General features: G+C 37.6%; 23 protein-coding genes. 2 read left to right on the plus strand and 21 right to left on the minus strand.

Features of this window, described 5'->3' with window-relative positions; genetic code table 11:
* From Q0E20_RS08020 to Q0E20_RS08110, 19 genes are all read right to left on the minus strand, one after another.
* The coding region (locus Q0E20_RS08020) for a phosphatase (RefSeq protein WP_295998725.1) at window positions 1-594 on the minus strand (594 nt) is incomplete at its 3' end.
* An 88-nt stretch (window positions 595-682) separates the two neighbouring features.
* Complete coding sequence (locus Q0E20_RS08025; protein ID WP_295998727.1) at window positions 683-1,084, minus strand: S1 domain-containing RNA-binding protein; 402 nt, start codon at window positions 1,082-1,084, stop codon at window positions 683-685.
* Window positions 1,085-1,144: 60 nt separating this feature from the next.
* The gene (locus Q0E20_RS08030; RefSeq protein WP_295998730.1) at window positions 1,145-1,471 is read right to left on the minus strand and encodes a septum formation initiator family protein; all 327 of its coding nucleotides are present in this window, start codon (window positions 1,469-1,471) and stop codon (window positions 1,145-1,147) included.
* A gap of 126 nt (window positions 1,472-1,597) precedes the next feature.
* The gene (locus Q0E20_RS08035; RefSeq protein WP_295998733.1) at window positions 1,598-2,545 is read right to left on the minus strand and encodes an L-lactate dehydrogenase; all 948 of its coding nucleotides are present in this window, start codon (window positions 2,543-2,545) and stop codon (window positions 1,598-1,600) included.
* Between the two features lie 87 nt (window positions 2,546-2,632).
* The gene (locus Q0E20_RS08040; protein ID WP_295998736.1) at window positions 2,633-2,869 is read right to left on the minus strand and encodes a GlsB/YeaQ/YmgE family stress response membrane protein; all 237 of its coding nucleotides are present in this window, start codon (window positions 2,867-2,869) and stop codon (window positions 2,633-2,635) included.
* 9 nt (window positions 2,870-2,878) lie between these two features.
* On the minus strand, window positions 2,879-3,688 hold the full coding sequence (locus tag Q0E20_RS08045) for a hypothetical protein (RefSeq protein ID WP_295998738.1): 810 nt from the start codon (window positions 3,686-3,688) through the stop codon (window positions 2,879-2,881).
* A gap of 29 nt (window positions 3,689-3,717) precedes the next feature.
* Entirely contained in the window at window positions 3,718-4,188 is a 471-nt protein-coding gene (folK, locus tag Q0E20_RS08050; protein ID WP_295998741.1) for a 2-amino-4-hydroxy-6-hydroxymethyldihydropteridine diphosphokinase, read from the minus strand.
* Window positions 4,188-4,550 (minus strand): dihydroneopterin aldolase, encoded by a 363-nt coding sequence (folB, locus tag Q0E20_RS08055; protein WP_295998744.1) that lies wholly within the window; start codon window positions 4,548-4,550, stop codon window positions 4,188-4,190. The genes folK and folB overlap by 1 nt, the downstream gene beginning before the upstream one ends.
* 10 nt (window positions 4,551-4,560) lie before the next feature.
* Window positions 4,561-5,394 carry a dihydropteroate synthase gene (gene folP, locus Q0E20_RS08060; RefSeq protein WP_295998746.1) on the minus strand — a complete coding sequence of 278 codons (834 nt, stop codon included), beginning with the start codon at window positions 5,392-5,394 and terminating at the stop codon, window positions 4,561-4,563.
* Window positions 5,387-5,950, minus strand: a complete 564-nt coding sequence (folE, locus tag Q0E20_RS08065) for a GTP cyclohydrolase I (RefSeq protein ID WP_295998749.1) — start codon at window positions 5,948-5,950, stop codon at window positions 5,387-5,389. The genes folP and folE overlap by 8 nt, the downstream gene beginning before the upstream one ends.
* 8 nt (window positions 5,951-5,958) lie before the next feature.
* Complete coding sequence (locus Q0E20_RS08070) at window positions 5,959-7,515, minus strand: ABC-F family ATP-binding cassette domain-containing protein (RefSeq protein WP_227041439.1); 1,557 nt, start codon at window positions 7,513-7,515, stop codon at window positions 5,959-5,961.
* A gap of 100 nt (window positions 7,516-7,615) precedes the next feature.
* Window positions 7,616-8,764 (minus strand): amidohydrolase, encoded by a 1,149-nt coding sequence (locus tag Q0E20_RS08075; protein ID WP_295998755.1) that lies wholly within the window; start codon window positions 8,762-8,764, stop codon window positions 7,616-7,618.
* 20 nt (window positions 8,765-8,784) lie between these two features.
* Window positions 8,785-9,735 carry an LD-carboxypeptidase gene (locus Q0E20_RS08080; protein ID WP_295998758.1) on the minus strand — a complete coding sequence of 317 codons (951 nt, stop codon included), beginning with the start codon at window positions 9,733-9,735 and terminating at the stop codon, window positions 8,785-8,787.
* Between the two features lie 117 nt (window positions 9,736-9,852).
* Window positions 9,853-11,454 carry a peptide ABC transporter substrate-binding protein gene (locus Q0E20_RS08085; RefSeq protein WP_295998760.1) on the minus strand — a complete coding sequence of 534 codons (1,602 nt, stop codon included), beginning with the start codon at window positions 11,452-11,454 and terminating at the stop codon, window positions 9,853-9,855.
* Window positions 11,451-12,266, minus strand: coding sequence for a serine hydrolase (locus Q0E20_RS08090; protein WP_295998762.1), 816 nt, complete (start codon window positions 12,264-12,266; stop codon window positions 11,451-11,453). Before Q0E20_RS08090 ends, Q0E20_RS08085 begins: the two co-directional genes overlap by 4 nt.
* An 11-nt stretch (window positions 12,267-12,277) precedes the next feature.
* On the minus strand, window positions 12,278-13,225 hold the full coding sequence (locus Q0E20_RS08095; RefSeq protein ID WP_295998764.1) for an oligopeptide/dipeptide ABC transporter ATP-binding protein: 948 nt from the start codon (window positions 13,223-13,225) through the stop codon (window positions 12,278-12,280).
* Window positions 13,225-14,208 carry an ABC transporter ATP-binding protein gene (locus Q0E20_RS08100; RefSeq protein WP_295998768.1) on the minus strand — a complete coding sequence of 328 codons (984 nt, stop codon included), beginning with the start codon at window positions 14,206-14,208 and terminating at the stop codon, window positions 13,225-13,227. The genes Q0E20_RS08095 and Q0E20_RS08100 overlap by 1 nt, the downstream gene beginning before the upstream one ends.
* On the minus strand, window positions 14,205-15,104 hold the full coding sequence (locus tag Q0E20_RS08105) for an ABC transporter permease (RefSeq protein WP_295998771.1): 900 nt from the start codon (window positions 15,102-15,104) through the stop codon (window positions 14,205-14,207). The genes Q0E20_RS08100 and Q0E20_RS08105 overlap by 4 nt, the downstream gene beginning before the upstream one ends.
* Window positions 15,104-16,033, minus strand: a complete 930-nt coding sequence (locus Q0E20_RS08110) for an ABC transporter permease (protein WP_295998774.1) — start codon at window positions 16,031-16,033, stop codon at window positions 15,104-15,106. Before Q0E20_RS08110 ends, Q0E20_RS08105 begins: the two co-directional genes overlap by 1 nt.
* Before the next feature lie 249 nt (window positions 16,034-16,282).
* Between Q0E20_RS08110 and Q0E20_RS08115 the strand changes: the two genes are divergently transcribed.
* On the plus strand, window positions 16,283-17,119 hold the full coding sequence (locus Q0E20_RS08115; RefSeq protein WP_295998778.1) for a pyridoxamine kinase: 837 nt from the start codon (window positions 16,283-16,285) through the stop codon (window positions 17,117-17,119).
* 88 nt (window positions 17,120-17,207) lie between these two features.
* Window positions 17,208-17,792 (plus strand): DUF805 domain-containing protein, encoded by a 585-nt coding sequence (locus Q0E20_RS08120; RefSeq protein WP_295998780.1) that lies wholly within the window; start codon window positions 17,208-17,210, stop codon window positions 17,790-17,792.
* Between the two features lie 47 nt (window positions 17,793-17,839).
* On the opposite strand, the gene Q0E20_RS08125 is transcribed toward Q0E20_RS08120, so the two are convergent.
* Window positions 17,840-19,009 carry a hypothetical protein gene (locus Q0E20_RS08125; protein WP_295998783.1) on the minus strand — a complete coding sequence of 390 codons (1,170 nt, stop codon included), beginning with the start codon at window positions 19,007-19,009 and terminating at the stop codon, window positions 17,840-17,842.
* 125 nt (window positions 19,010-19,134) lie between these two features.
* On the minus strand, window positions 19,135-22,284 hold a 3,150-nt coding region (cydD, locus tag Q0E20_RS08130; protein WP_295998785.1), incomplete at its 5' end, for a thiol reductant ABC exporter subunit CydD.

Below are 22,284 nucleotides of genomic sequence, written 5' to 3' on the forward strand. Positions count from 1 at the left end.
TCCACCAATACCAATAAAATCACCAAAAGGGCCTTCTATCATCATAGGGTCCCATAAAAATTGTGTTTCTTCCCATATCCGTTGCGGACCTTCATCAGAAAGCGTTTTAAAACGTACTGCACCAACTGGATAAGACCGACTCCAATAAATGCTATCTTTAGACCCCACCGCCAATTCAGTGCTACCACCGCCAATATCAATAGTTGCATAATGTAATCCATCATCTAACCGATCTTGCAAAGCGCCTTTAAACCCATAGGCCGCTTCTTCATCTCCACTTAAAATACGATAAGTCATAGAACAATATGTCGTAGCTTGTTCCATAAATTCAAGACCATTTGATGATTCCCGAACAGCACTCGTAGCAAATGCAAAACAATGCTCTACACCATAATCTTTAGCAATAGCCTTTATTTCTGAAAACGCTTTATATGATGCCTCCATAGATTCTGCTGTTAATGAACCATCTTCATTTCGTTTGCCTAATCGCGTAGTCCATAACCGTTTCGGTTCATTATACCATTGACCATGTGAATAAGTGCCTAATAATAATCGAATAGAATTAGACCCTACATCAATAATAGCAGCTTTCATAATCTCCCCTCCTTATTGTCCCTATATTACAATAATTACAATTTTGAATTATACGCACAAAGAGATGGCCGAAACCATCTCTTTCTTTTTAATCACGACGACCGCCACGGCCACCACGTTTACCTTCTGTATTACGTTTTAAATCATGTAATCGCTCATTGCTATCACGCAAAAATGATTTCATTTTCGCCTCAAATGACTCTGCACTTTGTCGACTTTGTACTCTACGTTCATGACGACGTTCCTCTACCTGTGGTTGTTCTTGAGTCTGACGAATGGAAAGACCAATTTTACTACCATCTACAGATAAAACCTTTACCTTCACTGCATCTTGTACCTTTAGTACATCATTAATATCTTCTACATAGCCATGAGCTACTTCAGAAATGTGAACTAAACCAGTCTGTTTATCACCTAAATCAATAAAAGCACCAAACTTTGTAATACCGGAAACTGTACCGTCTAAAACGCTACCAACTTCGATTGCCATGCAACCTCCTAATAAAACCTCAAACTATAAACTTAAACTATACTTGTAATGATGACAAGATTATTTTACGTATGGAACCTCACCTGGTTTTACAAGGCCTAATTGCTCACGTGCTACACTCTCAATATTCTTAGGATCTTGTAGCTTTGCTTTTTCTTGTTCTAATTCATCATTTCTCTGTTGCAATTCTTGCAATTGTTGCTCAATATGTTGTTTTTCTTGGTATATAGCTACTAATCGATAGGCTTGTCCAAGTAAAAGCATAACCATTACAGCTACGACAATACGTTTCACCCACAGAAAGACAATCTTACGATCTTCAGAGCGTCGATTTCGTTGCACACGTCTACGCTTTATCGTTTTTTCACGATGTTCAGATTGTTTCATGCAGAGCCCCCAATAACGTTATCAACTATATACATAATAACAAATTATACCACAGAACCCCAATAAATTTATAGTTAATAAAAAAATTTATACTAACAAACTTATTCCAAAAACAATCTATTTAAATTACATGGTTTCCGCTTTATTCGCATATTCTCGAATAACTCCACAGGATTTTTTAAACAAAGCCAATTCATCCTCTGTCATTTGTAATTCAAGAACATCTTCTATGCCATCCTTACCAATGACAGCAGGTGTGGATGCAAACACGCCAGTTTCCCCATATTGACCATCTAAATAACAGGAGCATGGTAATACCTTCTTCTCATCATGGAATACAGAACGGATTAATTCCGTAGTAGCACTTGCTATACCAAATTCCGTAGAGCCTTTTCCTGCCAACACATGATAGCCACCAATTTTAACATCATCTAAAACTTGTTTATGATCTAATTCTGGAAATCTATTAGGTAATTCTTTTTGCAATTCTACTAAAGGCTTACCTTGTACATATACATGTGACCATGGCACCATAGCACTTGCGCCATGTTCACCCATGCAATAAGCAGTAATGGTTCGATTGCTAATATTAAATATATTGGCTAGCTCTTTTTGTAATCTTGCAGAATCTAGCGCTGTACCTGATGAAATAATGTGCTTTGGATTCCAATTTAAATGTTTACATAAATACGTAGCTACTACATCGGCAGGATTGGATATAGAAATAATAAAGCCATTAAAACCAGACTCTTTAATTCTAGGGATTACATCTTTTAACACTGCTATAGTATCCCCTAAACTTTCGAGACGATCTTGATATAAATCTGGTAAAGGTCCTGCACTGAAAACGAGGATATCACAATCTCCACATTTTTCAATAGGCCCAGATGTAGCTATTACACGATGAGGGATATAACTAACTGCATCATTAACATCCATAGCTTGTGCTTTAGCCTTTTTCTCATCAATATCCATCATATATAGTTCATCAACTTCACCTTGCAAAGCTAGCGAAAAAGCTACATGAGAACCTACATGTCCAGTTCCGATAATACCTACTTTACGTAATTTCATAAGAGCCTCCTTATTATCATTGGTTTATAAATAATTGAAAGGACTATTATAGCCACTTACTATAATAGTCCTTTTTTTGATATATTGTTAGTCCCTTTTCGAAAAGAAACTCACTACGGCAATAACGATAACTGCGCCGGCAATGGATGGAATTAAAGCCATGCCCGCAAGACTCGGTCCCCATGTACCAAGTAAAGCTTGACCGACAAAGGCCCCTACTAAACCTGCTACAACACGAAGAATAATTCCCATGCTTTTCGATTTCTTAGTAATACGTCCTGCTACGAAACCAATAAAACCACCTACAATAATAGACCAAAGCATATGTACCTCCTATTGATGTACGTCAGATAATTCTAAAGGAAATAAATTCTGACCTTGTACATCAATTTTATTTTTCTCAACATATTGTTTCCGCATATTCCATAAAATAGTCAAATCTTCTGAATCTATTTTACTTAATGCATAGATTCGTATAAATTGAGAGCCATAATAGCCTTTCAAGCTATCTGGAACCCCTTTCGGTCCTTCTCCCAAAATACGTGTATTAAAATACCCCTGAATTTCTTGTTTTGACCGATCAATAATGATAAAACCTGAACCATCCAATATATATAATTTGGTATCCTTTTGTTTAAGAGACTTTACATTATTCGTGATAAAAAACGTTGTATCTAAATCAATGAGTGATGACTCATAACCGGATTGATAATAAGGCTCTATATAATGAGCCCCCTTATCCGTAGCATTGAGCATATCAATAAAATTATCTCTCTCCTCAGGAGAAAAATCATTAAAACTAGCTACATTTTCTACACGATGCACACCTTTATGATAGTTTTTTAATTGCCCCGGCTCAACATGAGTTCCTTTAAATTGAATGGTATTAAGGCGAATCGTATTATCCCTCACATTATAAATACCATAACCTTCATAACCTAAAAAATATACATCATCACCGATTTGCTTCATTGCTAGTAAGCGTTTCGATATAATAGCATCATTCGATGTAACCATCAATGTATGTTGTTCTGGATCAACTTTTACAGACTTAACATCATCATTAACCATCGACATCGCCCAGTAAGACAATACCATTAAAAGAATGGCAACAATGATAAAGCCCAGTCGTTTTGCATTCATTTTAACCCCTTATGAATACACATCTCATATTATGTCTTTAGTGTTTGAATCCTATCACATATGGATTCCCCATTATACGTAAACTCTTTATCTAGCTCCATCAAGGGCTCTAAAACAAATAGCCTATCCCAAAAATAAGGATGAGGAATCACTAATCGTTCATCATTAATATACACACATATACCAGAATCCACTACGGCGTATATGATATCCAAGTCCAATGTTCTTGGTCCCCAATGAATCTCCCGTTTTCGTTGTGCCACACATTCTAATGACTGTAATACATCGAGTAACTCATGTGGCTCTAACGTACAGTTTACATACCAAACAGCATTTAAAAAGCCATTTTGGTCTGTATATCCCCATGGCTCAGTCTCTATAATAGATGAACTAGCAATACTATGCACTTCATGATGTATAGAAAGTGCAGCATAGGCACGCTCAATAAATTGACGGCGATTTCCTATATTAGAACCTACACTAATATAGTATGTATACATTAAATTTGCCCTCGAGTCGTTACAATTTCTACATAATCTAATACACCTGCTATCGGTACAGATGGTTTTCTTACAGTTACACTTAGACCGATAATACCTTGAAAGTGTTGATACAATGTATCTGCAATTAATGCTCCAATGTGTTCTAACAGATTACAACTTTCACCTGTCATAATTGAAGCTACCATATCATACACCTCAACGTAATTAATAGAATCCTCTAACGCATCTGTTTGACCTGGCTTAGTTAAATCGGTTTTAATTTCAACATCTACATAGAATCGTTGTCCTTGTACTTTTTCAGACTCTAAATTACCATGATACCCATAAAAAGCCATATTTTTTAATATGATCTTATCCATAGCAAACTCCTTATTCGCCTCGCAACAATCCATCTGCTACAGCTAGAGCTCGTTTATGCATCAATACATTATGTACTCGAACCATGTCAATACCTTGGAAAACTCCTGTAATACAAGCAGCTACCGTACCTTCATCGCGTTCTTCTGGAGGTAGCCCACCGAGCATAGAGCCTATAAAACGTTTCCGACTAGGTGCCAATAATACAGGATATTCATAAGCTGTAATTTCACCCAATCGTTGTAATACCTCAATATTTTGTTCCTCTGTTTTACCAAATCCAATACCTGGATCAAGCCAAATATTTTGTAGTTGCACGCCTTCTTTTAACGCTTTATCAACAGCTGAGAAAAAATAGGCTTTCATATCTTCAATAATATCATCATAATTTGTATCATTGCTATTATGCATAATGATAACAGGCACACGATATTTTGCTGCTACAGCCGCCATATCAGGATCATAATGCAATCCCCATATATCATTCAAAATATGTGCTCCTTTAGAGAATGCATAATCTGCTGTTTTCGCATGATATGTATCAATGGAAACTGGAACAGTGGAAGCCTCTAACACTGGATCAAGCAAGACATTAAGGCGTTCAATTTCTTCATCCGCACTTAAAGCTGTACAACCAGGGCGTGTAGATTCAACACCTAAATCGATAACATCAGCACCATCTCGAATCATTTGTTGTGTCCATTGAGCTGCTGCTTCTGGTGTATTATGTAATCCACCATCAGAAAAGGAATCTGGCGTACCATTTAAGATTCCCATAATTAATGTATGGTCAAATAAGCGTAATGATTTTCCATCACTCCAAGTATATTGTCTACGTTTATACATTTGTGCCTCCTAACATAGCCAATGCTTCTTCTCGCAAAGGGCCGGACTTTTTCAATAGGCCTCTACTCTCTATAGTAACAACTTGAGAGCCTTGTTGCAAAGTCCCCTTCATTAACATACATAATTGTGTTGCTTTAAGACGTACAAAAACACCTTCTGCCGACAAATCAAGCTCTATAGCATCAGCAATTTCTCGAGTCAAGCGTTCTTGTAATTGTGGCTTTCTACTTAACACCGTAATTACATCATAAAACTTACTTAAGCCAGCTACACAACCACTATGTGGTTGATATATAACATCTACAGTGCCAAAAAATGGCAATAAATGATGTTCACACATTGAATAAAACGGAATGTCTGTAACGGCTACCAAACCATTGTAATCCGTAGAAAACAGTTCACCCCATAGTCCCTTTGTTTCCTTACCGACACCAGAAAACAGCTCTTCATACAATTCTGTTACACGGGTCGGTGTTTTTTCTAACTCCGGCGCCTTTGTATCAACGGATAGAGCACGTAAAAACTGTTCTATACCTTCTTTTGCAAGTTGATTCATAGGCCCTCCTAAACGATTTTCGTTGTCCAATCCTCTATATTCCAAATATCGGTGACCCAACCTTCATAGAATTCTGGTTCATGACTAACGAGAACAATGGTTCCCTTAAATTCACGCAATGCTCGCGCCAATTCTTCCTTAGCATAGATATCCAAATGATTTGTCGGTTCATCAAGAACAAGAACATTATATTTCTTCTGCATCAATTTGCAGAGTCGCACCTTTGCATTTTCTCCACCGGATAGGACACGCATTTGAGATGTAATGTGTTCGTTCGTCAATCCGCATCGCGCTAGTGCTGCACGAACTTCGGCATTCGTCATAGCCGGATATTCATTCCAAATATAGTCTAACGCAGTTTCTGAATTAGATGGTGCATCCTCTTGAGCAAAATAACCTACTTCGAGGAAATCACCCTTCACCAATTCGCCACTGACAGGTTTTAACAGTCCTAAAATAGTCTTTAATAATGTGGTCTTACCTAAGCCATTGACACCGCGAATAGCAATTTTTTTATTTCGTTCGATTTGAAAGTCTACAGGTCTTGTGAGCGGTTCGTCATAACCAATCTCAAGGCCAAAGGCTTCAACAATAAAACGACTAGGTGTACGACCTTCTTTAAAGCCAAAGGATGGTTTGATATATTCCTTCGGTTTTTCAAGAATTTCCATTTTTTCTAACCGTTTAGCACGGGAATTTGCCATACCGCGCGTAGCCACACGAGCCTTATTACGTTGAATGAAATCCTCCATACGCTCAATTTCTTGTTGTTGTCGTTCATAAGCCTTACGCGCTTGTGCCTTTTGAACTTCATAAGCGGCTTGAAATTGATGGTAATCCCCAGTATATCGTGTAAGAACAGCTTGCTCAATGTGATAGATGACATTGACTACGGAGTTTAAAAATTCCATATCATGAGAGATTAGAATGAATGCATTCTCGTAATTTTGCAAATAGTTTTGCAACCAATGAATATGTTCTACATCTAAATAGTTTGTTGGTTCGTCTAACAACAATATGGTTGGCTTTTCTAATAATAGTTTCGTCAACAAAACCTTCGTACGTTGACCGCCACTTAGCTCAGATACATCACGCTCTAAACCAATATCCATAAGCCCTAAACCTTGTGCAGTTCGTTCAATGACCGCATCAATCTCATAGAACCCACGTTGTTCTAAGATTTCTTGCCATTCACCGACTTGTTCTAAGAGACGGTTCATTTCATCTTCTGATACATCACCCATTTTATTGTATGCATCATTGATCTTTGACTCCATAACATACAAATCATCAAAGGCACGTTGTAATACATCGCGAATTGTCATGCCCTTTTCGAGTACTGCATGCTGGTCCAAGTAGCCTACTGTTACTTGATTAGACCACTCTATTTTGCCTTCATCTGGTGGTAGTTTGCCGGTAATGATGTTTAAGAAGGTAGATTTACCTTCTCCATTAGCACCTATTAAACCTACATGTTCCCCCTTCAACAGTCGAAACGATGCATCATCTAATATTTGTCGTGCCCCAAAACCATGAGTCACATGGGATACTGTTAATACACTCATTATCTATCTCCATCGGAATAAAAGCCGTCTAAATAAGACGGCTTAGTTCACACTAATTAATATATTTATTGTACCTTGATTACACTAGATATGTCAAAAATTACACTTCTAATGATTCCGCATAACGCAAGGCAACAATAGCCATAATCTTGGCACCTTTAATAGCTTGTTCCAATCCATAAGGAGAACCTGCAGCACAAGCGAACTCAGGTGTATGTGCTTCTAACTGATTTCCTATATTCAAAGTAGGCTGCGCTGTAGGCACTTCATAAGATACATTGCCTACATCCGTACTGCCATCGGCCTCATCTGGTGGTAATTTCCGTGGGCTTTCACCAAACTCAATCATCACCTCATTAAACAAAGATAATAAACATTCATCTTGCCTCATATCCTTAAATAAAGGTTCATAATGATGCATATCTACAGTTGCGCCATAACTTGTAGCAATACGATTAGCCTCTGCTTTAATAGCTGGCAAAATAATATCTTCTAAATCAGATACAGTAGCACCACGTACCGTCATTCGCAATGTAGCCTTATCGGTTACTACATTGGGTGCAGTACCAGCCTGAGTAAATATGGCACCTACGATGGCCCCTTTAGGGAAGACATCTTGTTTCATCAATTTAATAGATTGATACAAATCAACAGCACAGTCCAAAGCATTAATTCCAGAATCAGTTAAAGATGCAATATGACATGACCGGCCATGAAAGGTTACCTCTAAAGGATGTGTTGCCAACGAAGTCCCTCCTACCTCATTTTCACCACCAGGATGAATGATTAATGCCCCATCATAACCTTTAAAAAGTCCTTCATTAGCCATAAACACCTTGCCGCCAATGGTCTCCTCGGCAGGGCATCCAAAAAAGGTAGTCCCCCATGTATCGCGAGAGGTTTGACTAAACGCTATAGCAGCGCCCATGCTCATAATGGCGATTAAGTTATGTCCACACCCATGACCTAATTCAGGCAGTGCATCATATTCGCCTAAAAAAGCCATTTTATGCAAACGTTCTAAGCCTATATCACTTCGCATAGCCGTACGCAATTCAGAGCATTTCGTTAGCCCTACAGTCGTATCAAAGCCATGTTGTTCCATATAACGGCTAATGGTTTGTACAGCACGTACCTCATGTTGACCTAATTCAGGGTTGTTATGTAAAAATAACGAAATCGATTTTAACTCATCTTGTATACCATCAATTATAGTACACGCTTGAATTTCTCGGTTCTTTAAATTCATATATCCATCCTCATGTCGCCTTATAATGTACGTTGTTTTGTATAAGGTGATAGTACGATTGTATTAGAAATATATCGAAAATGAACACGCCCACCTAATGGCAATGTCTGATGCGGTGTACCATGCCCTGTTGGCACATAGCATACGAATGGATCAGATAACTGAGTTTCCCGATTCTCTTCCATATAACGAAGAGCTTCATAACCCAAATCGTAATCGGATTCATCCTCATCACCTTCACAATCGGTAAAGGTTCCAATCATCATACCCTTTATCCGACTTAACAAACCGGATAATCTCCATTGTTGTAGCATACGATCTAGTTTGTACGGTGCTTCACCTACATCTTCTACAAATAAAATCGTATCCTCTATACTATCATCCTCTAAAAAATAAGGTGTTCCACAAAGCATGGAGAGCATTGTCATATTGCCACCACGCAATATGCCGTCCCCTAATTCTGTACCAATTGCACCTCGCGGAGGCTCTGGTAAAGGTTCAATAACGCGTAGTCGCCCTTCTACGGTTTCAAATAAATGATGAATATCTTCATGACGCGCTCTAGTAAAATCTACCCCCATCGGACCGTGGTAAGTTACGAGGCGACTATAACGATTGATAGCCATATGTAAAGCTGTACAATCACTATAACCAATGAATGGCTTCCCATATTCACGTATAGCAGTGTAGTCAATGCGATCAATATAGCGCATTGTACCATACCCACCACGCAACGCTAAAACAGCATCACATGGGGCTGTAGTCATCATCCACTCAAACTCTTGTGCCTGCTCCTCAGGACTGCCACCATACAAACCGGTGCGATAACAAGATTCACCAAATATAAGTTGATAACCATGTTCTTCACACATCTGTTGTATCGCATCTAAAGACTCATCACTACTACTCGCAGGTGCTATACACCCAATAGTCATACCTTTTTTTAAACACGTTGGATATTTCCACTCCATAATTCCTCACATATATAGCATTGTTTAGAATGTCATTTACTTATGATAACTGTAAACAACCATACATAAACCGTAATACACAAAAAAGACGTACCAATGGTACGTCTTTAGTGTATCTTATTTGTATGCTTTTTTAAAGTCTACTTGACCAAGTACAGTCCAGAAATAGTTTTGAATAGTTCCATTAGACACATATGGCTGTGTTGTAAAGTACAATGGCATAACTAAAGACTCATCAAAAATCATGCGCTCTGCTTTATGCATTAACGCATCACGTTCTGCACTATCAGGAGTGCTACGAATACGCGCAATAAGCTCATTATACTCTTCATTATGATACTGGCTGTCATTATCTTCAGCAGAAAATACTTCTAAGAAATTTTGTGGATCTCCATAATCAGCAACCCAGGATGCACGAGCGACTTGATATTTACCAGCTTCGCGATTGGCTAAGAACACTTTAGTTTCTTGATTTTGTAATCGTACATCGGCTCCAAATGCTTTATGCCACGTTGCTTGAATTGCTTCTGCAATCGCTTTATGCATTTCACTCGTATTATACAAAATCGTAATCGGTGGCAATGGATGGTTTTCATCATAGCCAGCCTCTTTTATCAATTCCTTAGCTTGTTCAACATCTTCATATACAAGGTAACTTCCTGTTTCACGGAAATCATCCGTTCCATTGCTTTCAAGCATACCATAAGGAACAAAAGCATATGCTTCTTCCTTACCGCCTTTAACAATATTTTTCACAATCTCCTTACGATTGATAACCATAGAAAAGGCCTTACGCACATCAGGATTAGTAAAAGGTTCTGCTTTCACATTAAAGAGGTAATAATAATTACCCAACATAGGACCTATATGTAATAAACCTGCTTCTTCTAACCGTTGTTGATCAGCCACTGGAGGTTCTACCATCATATCCGCCTCTCCACCTTCAACAAGAGTAAGACGAGTACTTTGAGATTCACTAATTGGCCAATTCATCGTTTTAGTAACTACCTCATCAGCATCCCAATAGTTTTCATTTTTGACAAAATTAAGTTCTCCATTATGTTGCCAACTTAATAATTTATATGGTCCATTAGAAACAATCGTTTCTGCGTTATTTCCCCAGTTTTCATTTTTCTCTACAGCATTTTTATTAACTGGATAATAACCATGAGAAGCCAATAACTTTAAGAAATACGCCGTTGGATGTTCTAAAGTAACAACCAATGTTTCATCATCAACTGCTTCTACGCCTACATCATCTCTATCTGCCTTGCCGTTATTAAACGCTTCACCATTTTTAAGTACATATAACATATAAGCACTATCTGACCCTGTACTTGGATCCAGTATACGTTTCCAGGCATACTCAAAATCATGAGCCGTTAATGGTTCCCCATTGGACCATTTTAAATCAGGTCGCAAATGAAATGTATAAGTAGTGCCATCATTTGACACTGTCCAACGTTTAGCTAATGCAGCCTCTGGTTCACCTTTATCATCTAAACGAACCAAGCCATCAAACAATTGTAATTGTACGTTTGCCTCAGGTGATGTACTAGACTTAGCAGGATCTAATGTTGATGGTTCTTGTTCCAATACATATCGTATCGTATGCTCATCAACGATTTTAGGACCATTAGTATACCCAAAAACAAGTAACAGTATACTTACTCCAAAAGCTAGTACCACGAGCTTAAGCAATTTACGTTTATCCATCATGGTAATGCATCCTCTACAAATTTTTTCATAATAAGCCCCATTTGAGCTCCTAATTGTTTTGCTTTATCATTACATAAATGACTCATCAACAAGACAAAGCAAAAATCTCCATTCATCGTTTCTAAAATCCCCGCATCATGTTCAACACAATCTAATGAACCTGTTTTATGATGAAATACAACATCTTCACCCCAATGAAATGGCAATATATCCCTAAACTGTTGACGTCCAAGAATATTCCACATCTCATGTCCATATAGAGTGTGCCGTAATTCATAAATATGATGTAATAATTTAACTATATCTATGGCGGTAATATAATTCTCCCGATTTTCTTTTACCGCTTTAACATCCATCATCATACGATTGATTTCAAAGTGCTCAAGTCCCAACTGTTCAGCTCTAGCATTAACATTTTCCATGCCCAATGCTTGGAGTAATAAGTTAGTAGCCCAATTATCACTGAGCACCATCATTAATCGACAAAGTTCCAAATAGCTAAAACTATGATTGCCAACCAATTCCATTAAGGCACCTGCCCCTTCAACACGTGGACTCCGACTTAATGCAATCGTATCGTTAAGATTGAGTTGTTCTTGTGATGCTAAATGAAATACATATTCCAAAATCAGCGTTTTTACCATACTAGCACCAGTATGGACAATCGTTTCCTTAGAAGAAGCTACGATGGTAGCCTCCTCCCCTTCATTCAGACGCGTTACCATATAGGATACAGTGGCATCTGAAGGCAGCTTATCTAGTAAAGCTGCCAGCTGTATCTCTAAGGATTTCCCTACGATCAACTGTTCCATTATTTACCCCATTAAATATGCCAACATGCAATTTTTCTATCCGCCCATTCACGAAGTGGTGGTCGTTCTTCTAGACATCTACGTTCAACATCTGGACAACGATCACTAAACAAACACCCCTTAGGAGGATGTAATGGACTCGCCGGTTCTCCTCGCAATGGAGCTCCAATTGGAGCACGTGGAAGCACTTCGCCAACCATTTTCGTAAGAGCCTTTGAATATGGATGTTGAGGGAACTCATAAATATCAAGAGCAGGCCCCTCTTCCATAACAGCCCCTAAATACATGACTACCATACGATGACTAATGTAACGAACCATAGGTAAGTCATGTGAAATAAAGAGATATGAAATACCGTGTAAAGCCTGCAAACGCTCTAATAAGGTCATAATCTGAACCTGAATAGACACATCTAGTGCAGAAATAGGTTCGTCAAGAATAATACACTTAGGCTCCATTATAAGGGCTCGTGCAATGCCAATTCTCTGCCGTTGACCACCAGATAACTCATGAGCATATCGCTCACCAAAAGCCATATCTAACCCAACTTGTTCCAATACCTCTTTAACACGAATTACACGATCTCGAGGTGTATAATTAGGATTTAACTCTAAAGGTTCTTCTAAAATAGTATTAATCTTCAATCTTGGATTAAGTGATGCATAAGGATTTTGAAATACCATTTGCATCATATCCCGTGTACTATCTTTATGAATATATGGATTTACTTCATGACCATCCATATAAATAGACCCTGATGTGGCTTGATGTACGCCCATCAAGGTATACCCAAATGTAGATTTACCACAGCCTGACTCACCAACAATACCTAATGTTTCGCCTTCGTCTTGATAAAGACTAACACCTTGTAATGCATGTACTGTTTGTTTTGGTCTAAACAATCCGCCAGAAAGGGTAAAATTTTTAACGAGATTGTCTGTTTCCCAAATATATCCCATTAAAGTCCCTCCAACTTTGCTAACCAACATGTATATTCATGATTATTACCGACATTTGATACCATTGGTATACGTGATCCACATATGCGCATGGCCCATTTACAACGAGGATTAAAAGAACACCCTCGAGGTAATTCATATAAATCAGGCGGCTGTCCTTCGATAGCCTTTAATTCTCCATGCCATTTACCTTGTGGCAATGACATTAACAGACCAATTGTATAAGGGTGACGAGGATCATTAAATAAATCCTCTACCGAAGCAGACTCAACACACTTACCAGCATACATAACCATCACTCGATCACACAATTGTGCTATAACACGCAAGTTATGAGAAATAAAGATAATACCTATTCCGGCTTCAACAGCTAATGTTTGCATAAGTCGTAAAATTTGTGCCTCTGTTGTGGAGTCCAATGCAGTTGTCGGTTCATCACAAATTAAGATTTTAGGACGGCCCGCTACAGCCATGGCAATACATATCCGTTGACGCATCCCCCCACTCAACTCATGTGGATATTGTGTCAATCGTTTTTCAGGTGTAGATAGTCCCATTTTTTTCAACAAATCAAGCGCTATAGCCTTCTCATCATAGTCATCACCATAGGCATTACTTCGATGAATCACTTCATAAATTTGTTCTCCAATTGTCAATATCGGATTCAATGCGGTCATAGGATCCTGAAATACCATAGCCACGGTTGTCCCACGCAATTCGTTCCAATCCTCTTCCACATATTCCCGACAATCTTCACCATCAATTTCAAATTGTTCTGATTTGATTTTAGTACGACCTTCAGGTAATAAACCTAGCAAAGAATTAACCATAACTGATTTACCACATCCGGATTCTCCAACAACGCCTAAAATTTCACCTTTTCTAAGCAGAATATCCTGATTGCGAATAATGCGCAGCGGTCCTCTAAATGTCTCGATGGTAATGGATAGATTTCGTACATCTACTAATATATCATTCATCATCTATCCCCTTCCTTTGGATCAAATACATTACGCAATCCATCCCCTAAGAATACAAAACCAAGCATAGTAATACTAATGGCCAATGCAGGAAATATTAATTGGAATGGATACGATCTCATACTACTAATCCCATCAGATGCCAAAACGCCCCAACTAGCCATCGGTGCATTTACTCCAAGCCCAATAAAACTTAAAAAGGCTTCCGTGAAAATAGCGTCTGGAATCGCTAAAGTCAATGTAATAATAATAGGTCCTACACAGTTTGGTAAAATGTGACGCCAAAGAATACGCCATTTGGGAATCCCCATTGTTTCAGCAGCAATAATAAATTCCTCTTCCCGAACTTTCACAATTTGACTACGTACTATACGCGCCATGTTAAGCCAATATGCAATTCCCAATGCAATAAATATTGAGGTAAGACCTGGCCCAATTACAACCATTAATAAAATAACGTATAACAATAATGGAATACCATATAATACATCAACGATAGCCATCATAATTCTATCTGTTTTACCACCAAAATAACCTGCAATGCCACCGTAAATAACACCTATTACAAGATTTAATAAAGCAGCCACGATACCGATAGTTAAAGAAATACGTGCACCATACATAACACGAGTATAAATATCACGACCTAATGTATCTGTACCAAACCAGTGTGATAAACTAGGGCTTTGATTAGCATCAACCAGAGATTGATCTGCATAGGTATAAGGTGAAATCATAGGACCAAAGATTGCCAATACAATCATCACAGCTATAATGCCTGCACCTACTACAGCCAAACGATTCACCTTAAATCGTTGCCACCAGTTAGGACGCACTATAAATGATGATTCTTGAATATTCGTATCGCGTTCAATAGGTAAAAAATCATTTCTATCCATTACGCACGCTCCTTTTCTGTTGTTACCCGAGGGTCAATGATTGGATAAATCATATCAACAATTATATTCAAGACTACAATCAATGTACTATAAAATACGGTAACACCAAGAATAACCGTATAATCACGATTATAAATGGATGTTACAAAATATTGACCTAAACCAGGAATGGCAAAAATCGTTTCTACAACAAAACTACCAGTTAATAAACTAGCTGCCAGTGGCCCAATGTAGGTAATAACAGGTAAAATGGCATTGCCTAAAGCATGACGAATTAAAATATTCCATGCACCGAGCCCTTTTGCTCGAGCTGTACGAATATATTCCTGTTGATACACATCAAGCAAGCCACTACGAGTCAATCGTGCAATAAAAGCCATAGGCTGTGCGGCCAATGTAAGTACTGGTAAAATCATATACGATGGACCACGCCACATTGCCACGGGTAACCAACCCAATTCAAATCCCACTACATATACTAATACTGCACCAATAATAAATGTAGGAACAGAAATACCTAATGTAGAAATAAACGTAATAGCATAATCTACTATGCCATTAGGACGCATAGCACTAATAGCACCAGCGGCAATACCGCCAACAATAGCAACACAAAGAGCTAACAAACCTAATTGAGCAGATACAGGAAATGATTCCCCTATGATATCATTAACAGATCGACCTTCATATTTATAAGATGGCCCTAAATCCCCTGTAACAACACCACCTATATAATCAGCATATTGCTTCCATAAGGGATCATCTAAATGATATTTTGCTTCTATACTTGCTTTAACTTGAGGTGGTAATTTTTTCTCACTTGTGAAAGGTCCACCAGGTATAGCATGCATTAAAACGAAGGTAATACTAATAATTACCCACAGTATAACAAGTGCGCTACCTATGCGCCGTAAAACATACCTTGCCATTCTATTCTCCTCCATACAATAAAATTTCTATTTTATTATACTATATTTTACCTAAAAAATTAAAGTCATATATTTATTATTGTAATAAATATTTTAATTTTTATTTATTTCTTTTAAATTCATTCCATTAAATACTCATCTTTCTTTCATATTATATCATGCATTACCGGTCCTTTCTATTATTCCACTCATTTTACATGTTTTAACGAATACAGTACAATACAAGCATACTATATTGAGGAGGTCACTATGACAACAATACCAAGAATACTTACTATACAAGACATGAGTTCCATCGGACGTTGCTCTCTAACTGTTATGCTACCTATCATCAGTGCCCTTGGGTGTCAGGCAGTGCCATTAGCGACAGCCGTATTGAGCAACCATTTAGAGTACCCCTACTTTGAGATAGTTGATTTATCAGATCATCTAATAGACTTTATGGATTGCTGGGAAAAAAACGAAATTGATTTTAATGCTATTGTGAGTGGTTTCTTAGCCTCTCCTGAACAAATTCATCTTGTAGAGGAAGCAATTAATCGCTTTGGAAAAGATAAAATGGTAATTGTAGATCCTGCTATGGCAGATGATGGACATCTCTACTCTATATATACACCAGATATGGTAAAAGCTATGCGTCATCTTATTTCTAGAGCTCATATAGTTAAACCTAATTATACAGAAGCCTGTTTCTTATTAGAGAAACCATTCTCTACGAATCCAATTTCAAATGATGAATTACATGATATGTGTAAAAAACTGCATCAATTAGGGCCTGAACTGGTTATTATGACTAGTGTACCTTCCAATACAGATGCAACGATTGCCGTATATGAAGGAGATACTGATATGGTAACAACATACTCAGTTCCTCATATTCCTGTAAAAGCAACTGGAACGGGCGATATCTTTACATCTGTTTTATCAGGAGCTATCATGCGTGGATTTACAGCACACGAAGCAGCTCAACTGGCGATGAAATTTACAACAAAATCAATCCAAGCCACTGTAGACAATGTAAAATCCATGAAACATGGTATCGCTTTTGAACTTGTATTACCAGAATTAACTAATTTATCCAAATAATCCATTTAAATTGTCCAAATAGCCTGTTCATGATATACTTAAACACATAGAAAATATACGTTATGTTTATTTTTATAAAGGGGATTTCATGGATTTATTATATCCAGTTCTACGAACTGTACTAATCTGCTTAGTAGGCTTTGGTATAGCATATCAGGGACGACGAATGGGCTATACCATATTCAATCTTTCAGGACGCTTTAACAGACTACAATTTATCATTCTTTTCATAGTCTTAATGATACTCTTCTATGCAGTAGGTATCATTGAAGATCGATTAATCGACTACATCGTTACATTGCCAGCATATTGGGCTACACGTATTTTTGTTGGTGCATTACAAGCTCTATTATTCCCATTAGCCTGTGCATTATTCACGAGACGAATACACGATATTGGGTTCAATGGATGGGCTGGCATTTTATGGGCTGCTATCATTATTTTTATAAATACCTATTCAGCTGTAACCCCTTTAAATTACTTATTAAATTTATTTGTGTTGATTATAGGTTTTCTTTTTTGGGTATTACCTGGGCAACCGGAACCAAATAAATATGGCTATCCTCCATTTATGAGTCAAGTACCAATACACTCACAGCCAACTACAGAACCGCCCACACAAGAAGAACAAGAAGTTCGAAAAAAAGTACGAAAACGACGTAAAAAACGATAATAAAACTAAAAAAGCTGAGTCTTAAGACTCAGCTTTTTATTATGTAGTTAATTCATCAATAGCATCAATTCTATCAATGTACATCCAATATAAGCAATAATAAATTTAACCTTTTGTTTTCTAGCACGATCATCATCTGCTATTTTCAATCGATTAGCAAGAAATCGCTTATCACGAATCTGTAATAATAGTTGCTTGATGCGCTCTTGGCTTTGAGAAGCAATACATTCATCACAATCAGTACTCAAAGAAGCTTGTTGCATGAAAATTCGACGATGTAATTTACGCAATTGAATTTTAATATTATTATGTACAAATGCGCTTTGCCATTGTTTTCTAGAGTCTACGTACATATATACATATCTTGGAATATTCATTACTAAGAACGATATAATAAAAATTCCTAAAGAAATTAAGAAATAGGTAGAGAATGAAAACTCTAACGTTTCCGTTGGCAAATAATGATGAAGAATTACAAATGTAATCCATACACCGATTGGCAATAATAATACAGCTGCAATATCAATTGATCGAAGCCAACTAGTTCTTGTGGGCACATCAGGAACTGTAAACGTATTTACAGGATCATGAAATGCATAGTAATCTAATTGCAATACAGATTGTCCTGTTCTTGGATTTCCCAGTAAAACAGGCCCCGTACTCCCTACATGTCGTTCTGGTAAAGGAATAAATTTTTTAATTCTAGAATTAGGAACTAAATCAAATTGAATAATCCCCTTTTTTTCAAATCGCACTGTAGAACCTAAACGACTAATAGCAATAGGATTAAAAAATATGCCAAATAGGCTAAGGAACCAATTGCCTAAGAGGTGGAGAATAGAGTTTAAAATAAACCCGCCTGTATCTATATTAGCTGTATCTAACTTAACAGCAAAGGAAGATGAATAGTCATCGAACCACACATCTTCGATGGTAAATTCCACATTAATCACATTCCCCCATTTAGTAATAATGGAGAGAAATACTTGATTATTTGGCTCAAATTCAAAAGTTACAGAATAGATTAACCAATGATTTCGAAACGCAGCACGAAGCATCCGATTGACCATATCTTCTTCAATGTAAAGAATTCTATGATCAAATAATTCTCGCTCCACAGGTGCAGCCATAAGTGTCGTATCCTGTTCAATAATAGGAGAACGTTCATTTAATGCGTCATCCACCAAAGATCGTAACTTGGTGAAGATTTTTGTCATAGTCGCTCCAATATATGCACACTACACAAGATTTATATACCTCAAACATTAAAATTATACCATAATTTACCTGTTTTATCGAGGTATATAAAGAGATTCACTAAGGCCTTTCCATCAGCTACCACTTATACACTGGCCATCGTAAGTCGACAATATGCATAGAACCGCCCTTTCTTAGCAATTAATTCGCTAAAGGTTCCATCTTCTACAATACGACCTTTTTCCATAAAAAGAATACGATCCATCAGCTCTAATCCTTCTAACTGATGTGTAATATATAAAACAGTTTTTTCTTTTGTGAAAGCTAAAATATCATTATGCAGTTTTTGTCTTGTTACTTGGTCTAACCCCTCCAAAGGTTCATCAAGAAGAATTAGCTCAGGATTTCTTAAAAATAGTCTAGCTAAAGCAACACGTTGACGTTCGCCTCCACTCAGACCTACTCCTCCACTACCTACAATCGTTCGTAAGCCCTTTGGCAATCGCATAACTACATCAGATAAAACAGCTTGTTCTACGGCACGCTGTACCTCATCCGCACTTGCATGGGGCTTAGCAATTCGAACATTATCCTCCAATGTAGCATGGAAAATATACGTATCTTGTGTGATAGATCCCATTAAGTTTCGCCAAGAATCAATCGTAACCGTCTTTAAATCATTGTAACCTACCGAAATATGACCAGAATAATCATATAGCCTTTCTAACAAAGAAAACAATGTAGTTTTACCAGATCCACTAGCACCAACAATAGCAACAGCCTGTCCTTTTGGTATATCTAATGTTAAATCTTTATAGATAAGTGATGAGTGATCATACCCAAAATTAACATGTTTCAATGATATCGTATCCACAGAATCTAAATCTACACAGCCTGTATCCTTGATTGGCAGAGGTGCATGCTTAATTTGTAACAATCGACGAACCGCTACTAAACTTTCATAACCATGATGAACGGATACAATCATAGGCTGCAGCGCTTCAAACCAAGCTTGAATACCAATGGCACATACTACGACCATAACACTTGCCCAAGGACCAGTTAATACATTACTTGTTAATAGGGCCGCTAACACAACTACAATCTGTACAATAGCGATAAACATCGTATTTCCTAAATTCATACCTTTAGAAATACGACCCTTATGATACTCTACATCATCTATAGATTGCTTCATACGTTCCATAACTAGATTTTCATTATGATAACTAATGATGTCTTCTAAACTTTCCAATGTATCAGTCAATGTTGATTTGAAATGACCTTGTACCCGACTAATCATATTTAAAGATGTACGATGATAACGATATATGCCATACGGTAATACAACACCTGTCATCAATGCAGCACACCACACAAGAGTTGATAAATTCGTATCTATAGTACCGACGCCAAAGGATACCAATATAGTTAATGCGATAGCTGCTACAGGAGGGATTAAGGTGCGTAAATAAAAGAATTGTAGTACTTCAATATCCGCCATAATACGGTTGAGCATATCACCAGCACCCCATCGTTTAAATATGGCTGGTGCCAATGGTTCTAAATAGGTATAAAACCATACACGCAACCCATACAAACCTTGAAATGCCATTTTATGAGATGTGTACCGCTCAAAATAACGACATACAGCACGACTAATACCAAAGAAGCGCACACCTACGATAGCGAGACTCAAGTAAGTGATACCAGGTTGTAATGCAGCCGATGCCAGTAACCAAGAGGATACGCTCAAAAGCCCCACATTCATGAATACGGTCAGAGAAGTGAAAACTAAGGCAAGTACTAAGGACCAACGAGCAGGTTTTAATACGGAAAATAACAATTTCCAACCTTCAATATCACTATACTTAGTTTTATCGGCTTCATACGGGACTTTACTATTACTTAATGCCTCTTGTTGTTGTGGCAATGGAACTTCAAGCTTAGAAACATATGACACATCCTCATCACTCATTACAAACGAACCCGTTCCAGCATCTACTAGCGCCTTAAAATAACCATTCTGTGCCAACAAGGATTCATAGGTTCCCTGCTCAATTATTTCACCTTGACGCAACACATATAACTGAGAAGCCCACTGCATCGTTTGAATACGGTGTCCCACAAGAATAACAATTTTATCCTTCATCAAGCGCTGTAATGCGCGACTGATTTGAGCTTCTGTATTCACATCTAAATGAGATGTAACTTCGTCTAAAATAAGAACTTGTCCACGATGTAAAAAAGCACGTGCCAAGGCAATACGTTGTAATTCGCCACCACTAAGTCCCATGCCTCCTTCACCAACGACAAAATTCAAGCCCTTTTCACAAATTACATCATGTAGCTCCGCTAGTTTGGCTGCTTCTAAAAGCTCGTCATCACTTACATCTTGTCCAAAGGCAATATTATCTCGTAGCGTACCATGCATGACATGAGGTTTTTGAGACACATACGTAACCTGTGTACGCCACCAATCCATAGAACAGGTTGATAGATCTATATCATTAACATATACACTATTTGGAGGGGCCGCTAAAAAGGCACCTAATATTCGTGCAATTGTCGATTTACCGGCCCCACTTTCACCAACAAGCATAATAGGCTTATTGCGATATACCTGTAATGTAATATGCTTTATCCCATTGCTTGTTTCTGGATAGGTATAATTTAAATTATCTAGGCGTATAGATTCAATTATACCTTGAATACGACAGTTGCCACCTCGAGGTAATGCAGTAGATATATTCATAAAAGCATCAAATTTAGCGAGTGCAGTTTTACCAGACATGCCTGTGTGAAAGGCAGCCCCTAATTGTCTAAAAGGTGTATAGAATTCTGGAGCCAACAATAACATAAAGAAGGCTGAAAGGAAATCCAAACCACCATCTAATAGTGTAAGACCTAAATACACAGCAATGATAGCGGTGCTTATTGTGCTAACTAATTCCAAGACGAGGGCAGATAGAAAAGCCACTCGCAATACGCGTAAGGTAGAGTCTTTAAATTCATTAGAGAGTCGACTGATGACTTGTATTTGTTCCTTTGCACGACCAAACACCTTTAATGTAGTAATACCGCGTAATACATCTAAAAAATGACCTGATAACAGACTCATTCGCTCCCACTGTTCTTGATTCATTTTTTCCGCTTGTTTACCAATTAAAATCATAAACAATGGAATTAATGGTACTGTACCTATTAGGATGACTCCTATAATAGGCATTGTATGCATTATGCCAATCCCCATTACTAGAGGAACGATAATTGCATATATCATTTGAGGAATATA

The sequence above is a fragment of the uncultured Veillonella sp. genome, assembly GCF_934230905.1.
In the GTDB taxonomy this organism is placed as follows: Bacteria; Bacillota; Negativicutes; order Veillonellales; family Veillonellaceae; genus Veillonella.

What these genes read in the sequence shown, in the direction of transcription:
- Q0E20_RS08025 (WP_295998727.1), bottom strand. Translation starts at nt 1,084, where the DNA reads ATGGCAATCGAAGTTGGTAGCGTTTTAGACGGTACAGTTTCCGGTATT.
- Q0E20_RS08070 (WP_227041439.1), bottom strand. Translation starts at nt 7,515, where the DNA reads ATGAGTGTATTAACAGTATCCCATGTGACTCATGGTTTTGGGGCACGA.
- Q0E20_RS08125 (WP_295998783.1), bottom strand. Translation starts at nt 19,009, where the DNA reads ATGACAAAAATCTTCACCAAGTTACGATCTTTGGTGGATGACGCATTA.
- Q0E20_RS08075 (WP_295998755.1), bottom strand. Translation starts at nt 8,764, where the DNA reads ATGAATTTAAAGAACCGAGAAATTCAAGCGTGTACTATAATTGATGGT.
- Q0E20_RS08080 (WP_295998758.1), bottom strand. Translation starts at nt 9,735, where the DNA reads ATGGAGTGGAAATATCCAACGTGTTTAAAAAAAGGTATGACTATTGGG.
- Q0E20_RS08115 (WP_295998778.1), top strand. Translation starts at nt 16,283, where the DNA reads ATGACAACAATACCAAGAATACTTACTATACAAGACATGAGTTCCATC.
- Q0E20_RS08095 (WP_295998764.1), bottom strand. Translation starts at nt 13,225, where the DNA reads ATGGGATATATTTGGGAAACAGACAATCTCGTTAAAAATTTTACCCTT.
- Q0E20_RS08100 (WP_295998768.1), bottom strand. Translation starts at nt 14,208, where the DNA reads ATGATGAATGATATATTAGTAGATGTACGAAATCTATCCATTACCATC.
- Q0E20_RS08035 (WP_295998733.1), bottom strand. Translation starts at nt 2,545, where the DNA reads ATGAAATTACGTAAAGTAGGTATTATCGGAACTGGACATGTAGGTTCT.
- Q0E20_RS08045 (WP_295998738.1), bottom strand. Translation starts at nt 3,688, where the DNA reads ATGAATGCAAAACGACTGGGCTTTATCATTGTTGCCATTCTTTTAATG.
- folP (WP_295998746.1), bottom strand. Translation starts at nt 5,394, where the DNA reads ATGTATAAACGTAGACAATATACTTGGAGTGATGGAAAATCATTACGC.
- folK (WP_295998741.1), bottom strand. Translation starts at nt 4,188, where the DNA reads ATGTATACATACTATATTAGTGTAGGTTCTAATATAGGAAATCGCCGT.
- Q0E20_RS08040 (WP_295998736.1), bottom strand. Translation starts at nt 2,869, where the DNA reads ATGCTTTGGTCTATTATTGTAGGTGGTTTTATTGGTTTCGTAGCAGGA.
- folE (WP_295998749.1), bottom strand. Translation starts at nt 5,950, where the DNA reads ATGAATCAACTTGCAAAAGAAGGTATAGAACAGTTTTTACGTGCTCTA.
- Q0E20_RS08120 (WP_295998780.1), top strand. Translation starts at nt 17,208, where the DNA reads ATGGATTTATTATATCCAGTTCTACGAACTGTACTAATCTGCTTAGTA.
- folB (WP_295998744.1), bottom strand. Translation starts at nt 4,550, where the DNA reads ATGGATAAGATCATATTAAAAAATATGGCTTTTTATGGGTATCATGGT.
- Q0E20_RS08110 (WP_295998774.1), bottom strand. Translation starts at nt 16,033, where the DNA reads ATGGCAAGGTATGTTTTACGGCGCATAGGTAGCGCACTTGTTATACTG.
- Q0E20_RS08090 (WP_295998762.1), bottom strand. Translation starts at nt 12,266, where the DNA reads ATGGAACAGTTGATCGTAGGGAAATCCTTAGAGATACAGCTGGCAGCT.
- Q0E20_RS08105 (WP_295998771.1), bottom strand. Translation starts at nt 15,104, where the DNA reads ATGGATAGAAATGATTTTTTACCTATTGAACGCGATACGAATATTCAA.
- Q0E20_RS08030 (WP_295998730.1), bottom strand. Translation starts at nt 1,471, where the DNA reads ATGAAACAATCTGAACATCGTGAAAAAACGATAAAGCGTAGACGTGTG.
- Q0E20_RS08085 (WP_295998760.1), bottom strand. Translation starts at nt 11,454, where the DNA reads ATGATGGATAAACGTAAATTGCTTAAGCTCGTGGTACTAGCTTTTGGA.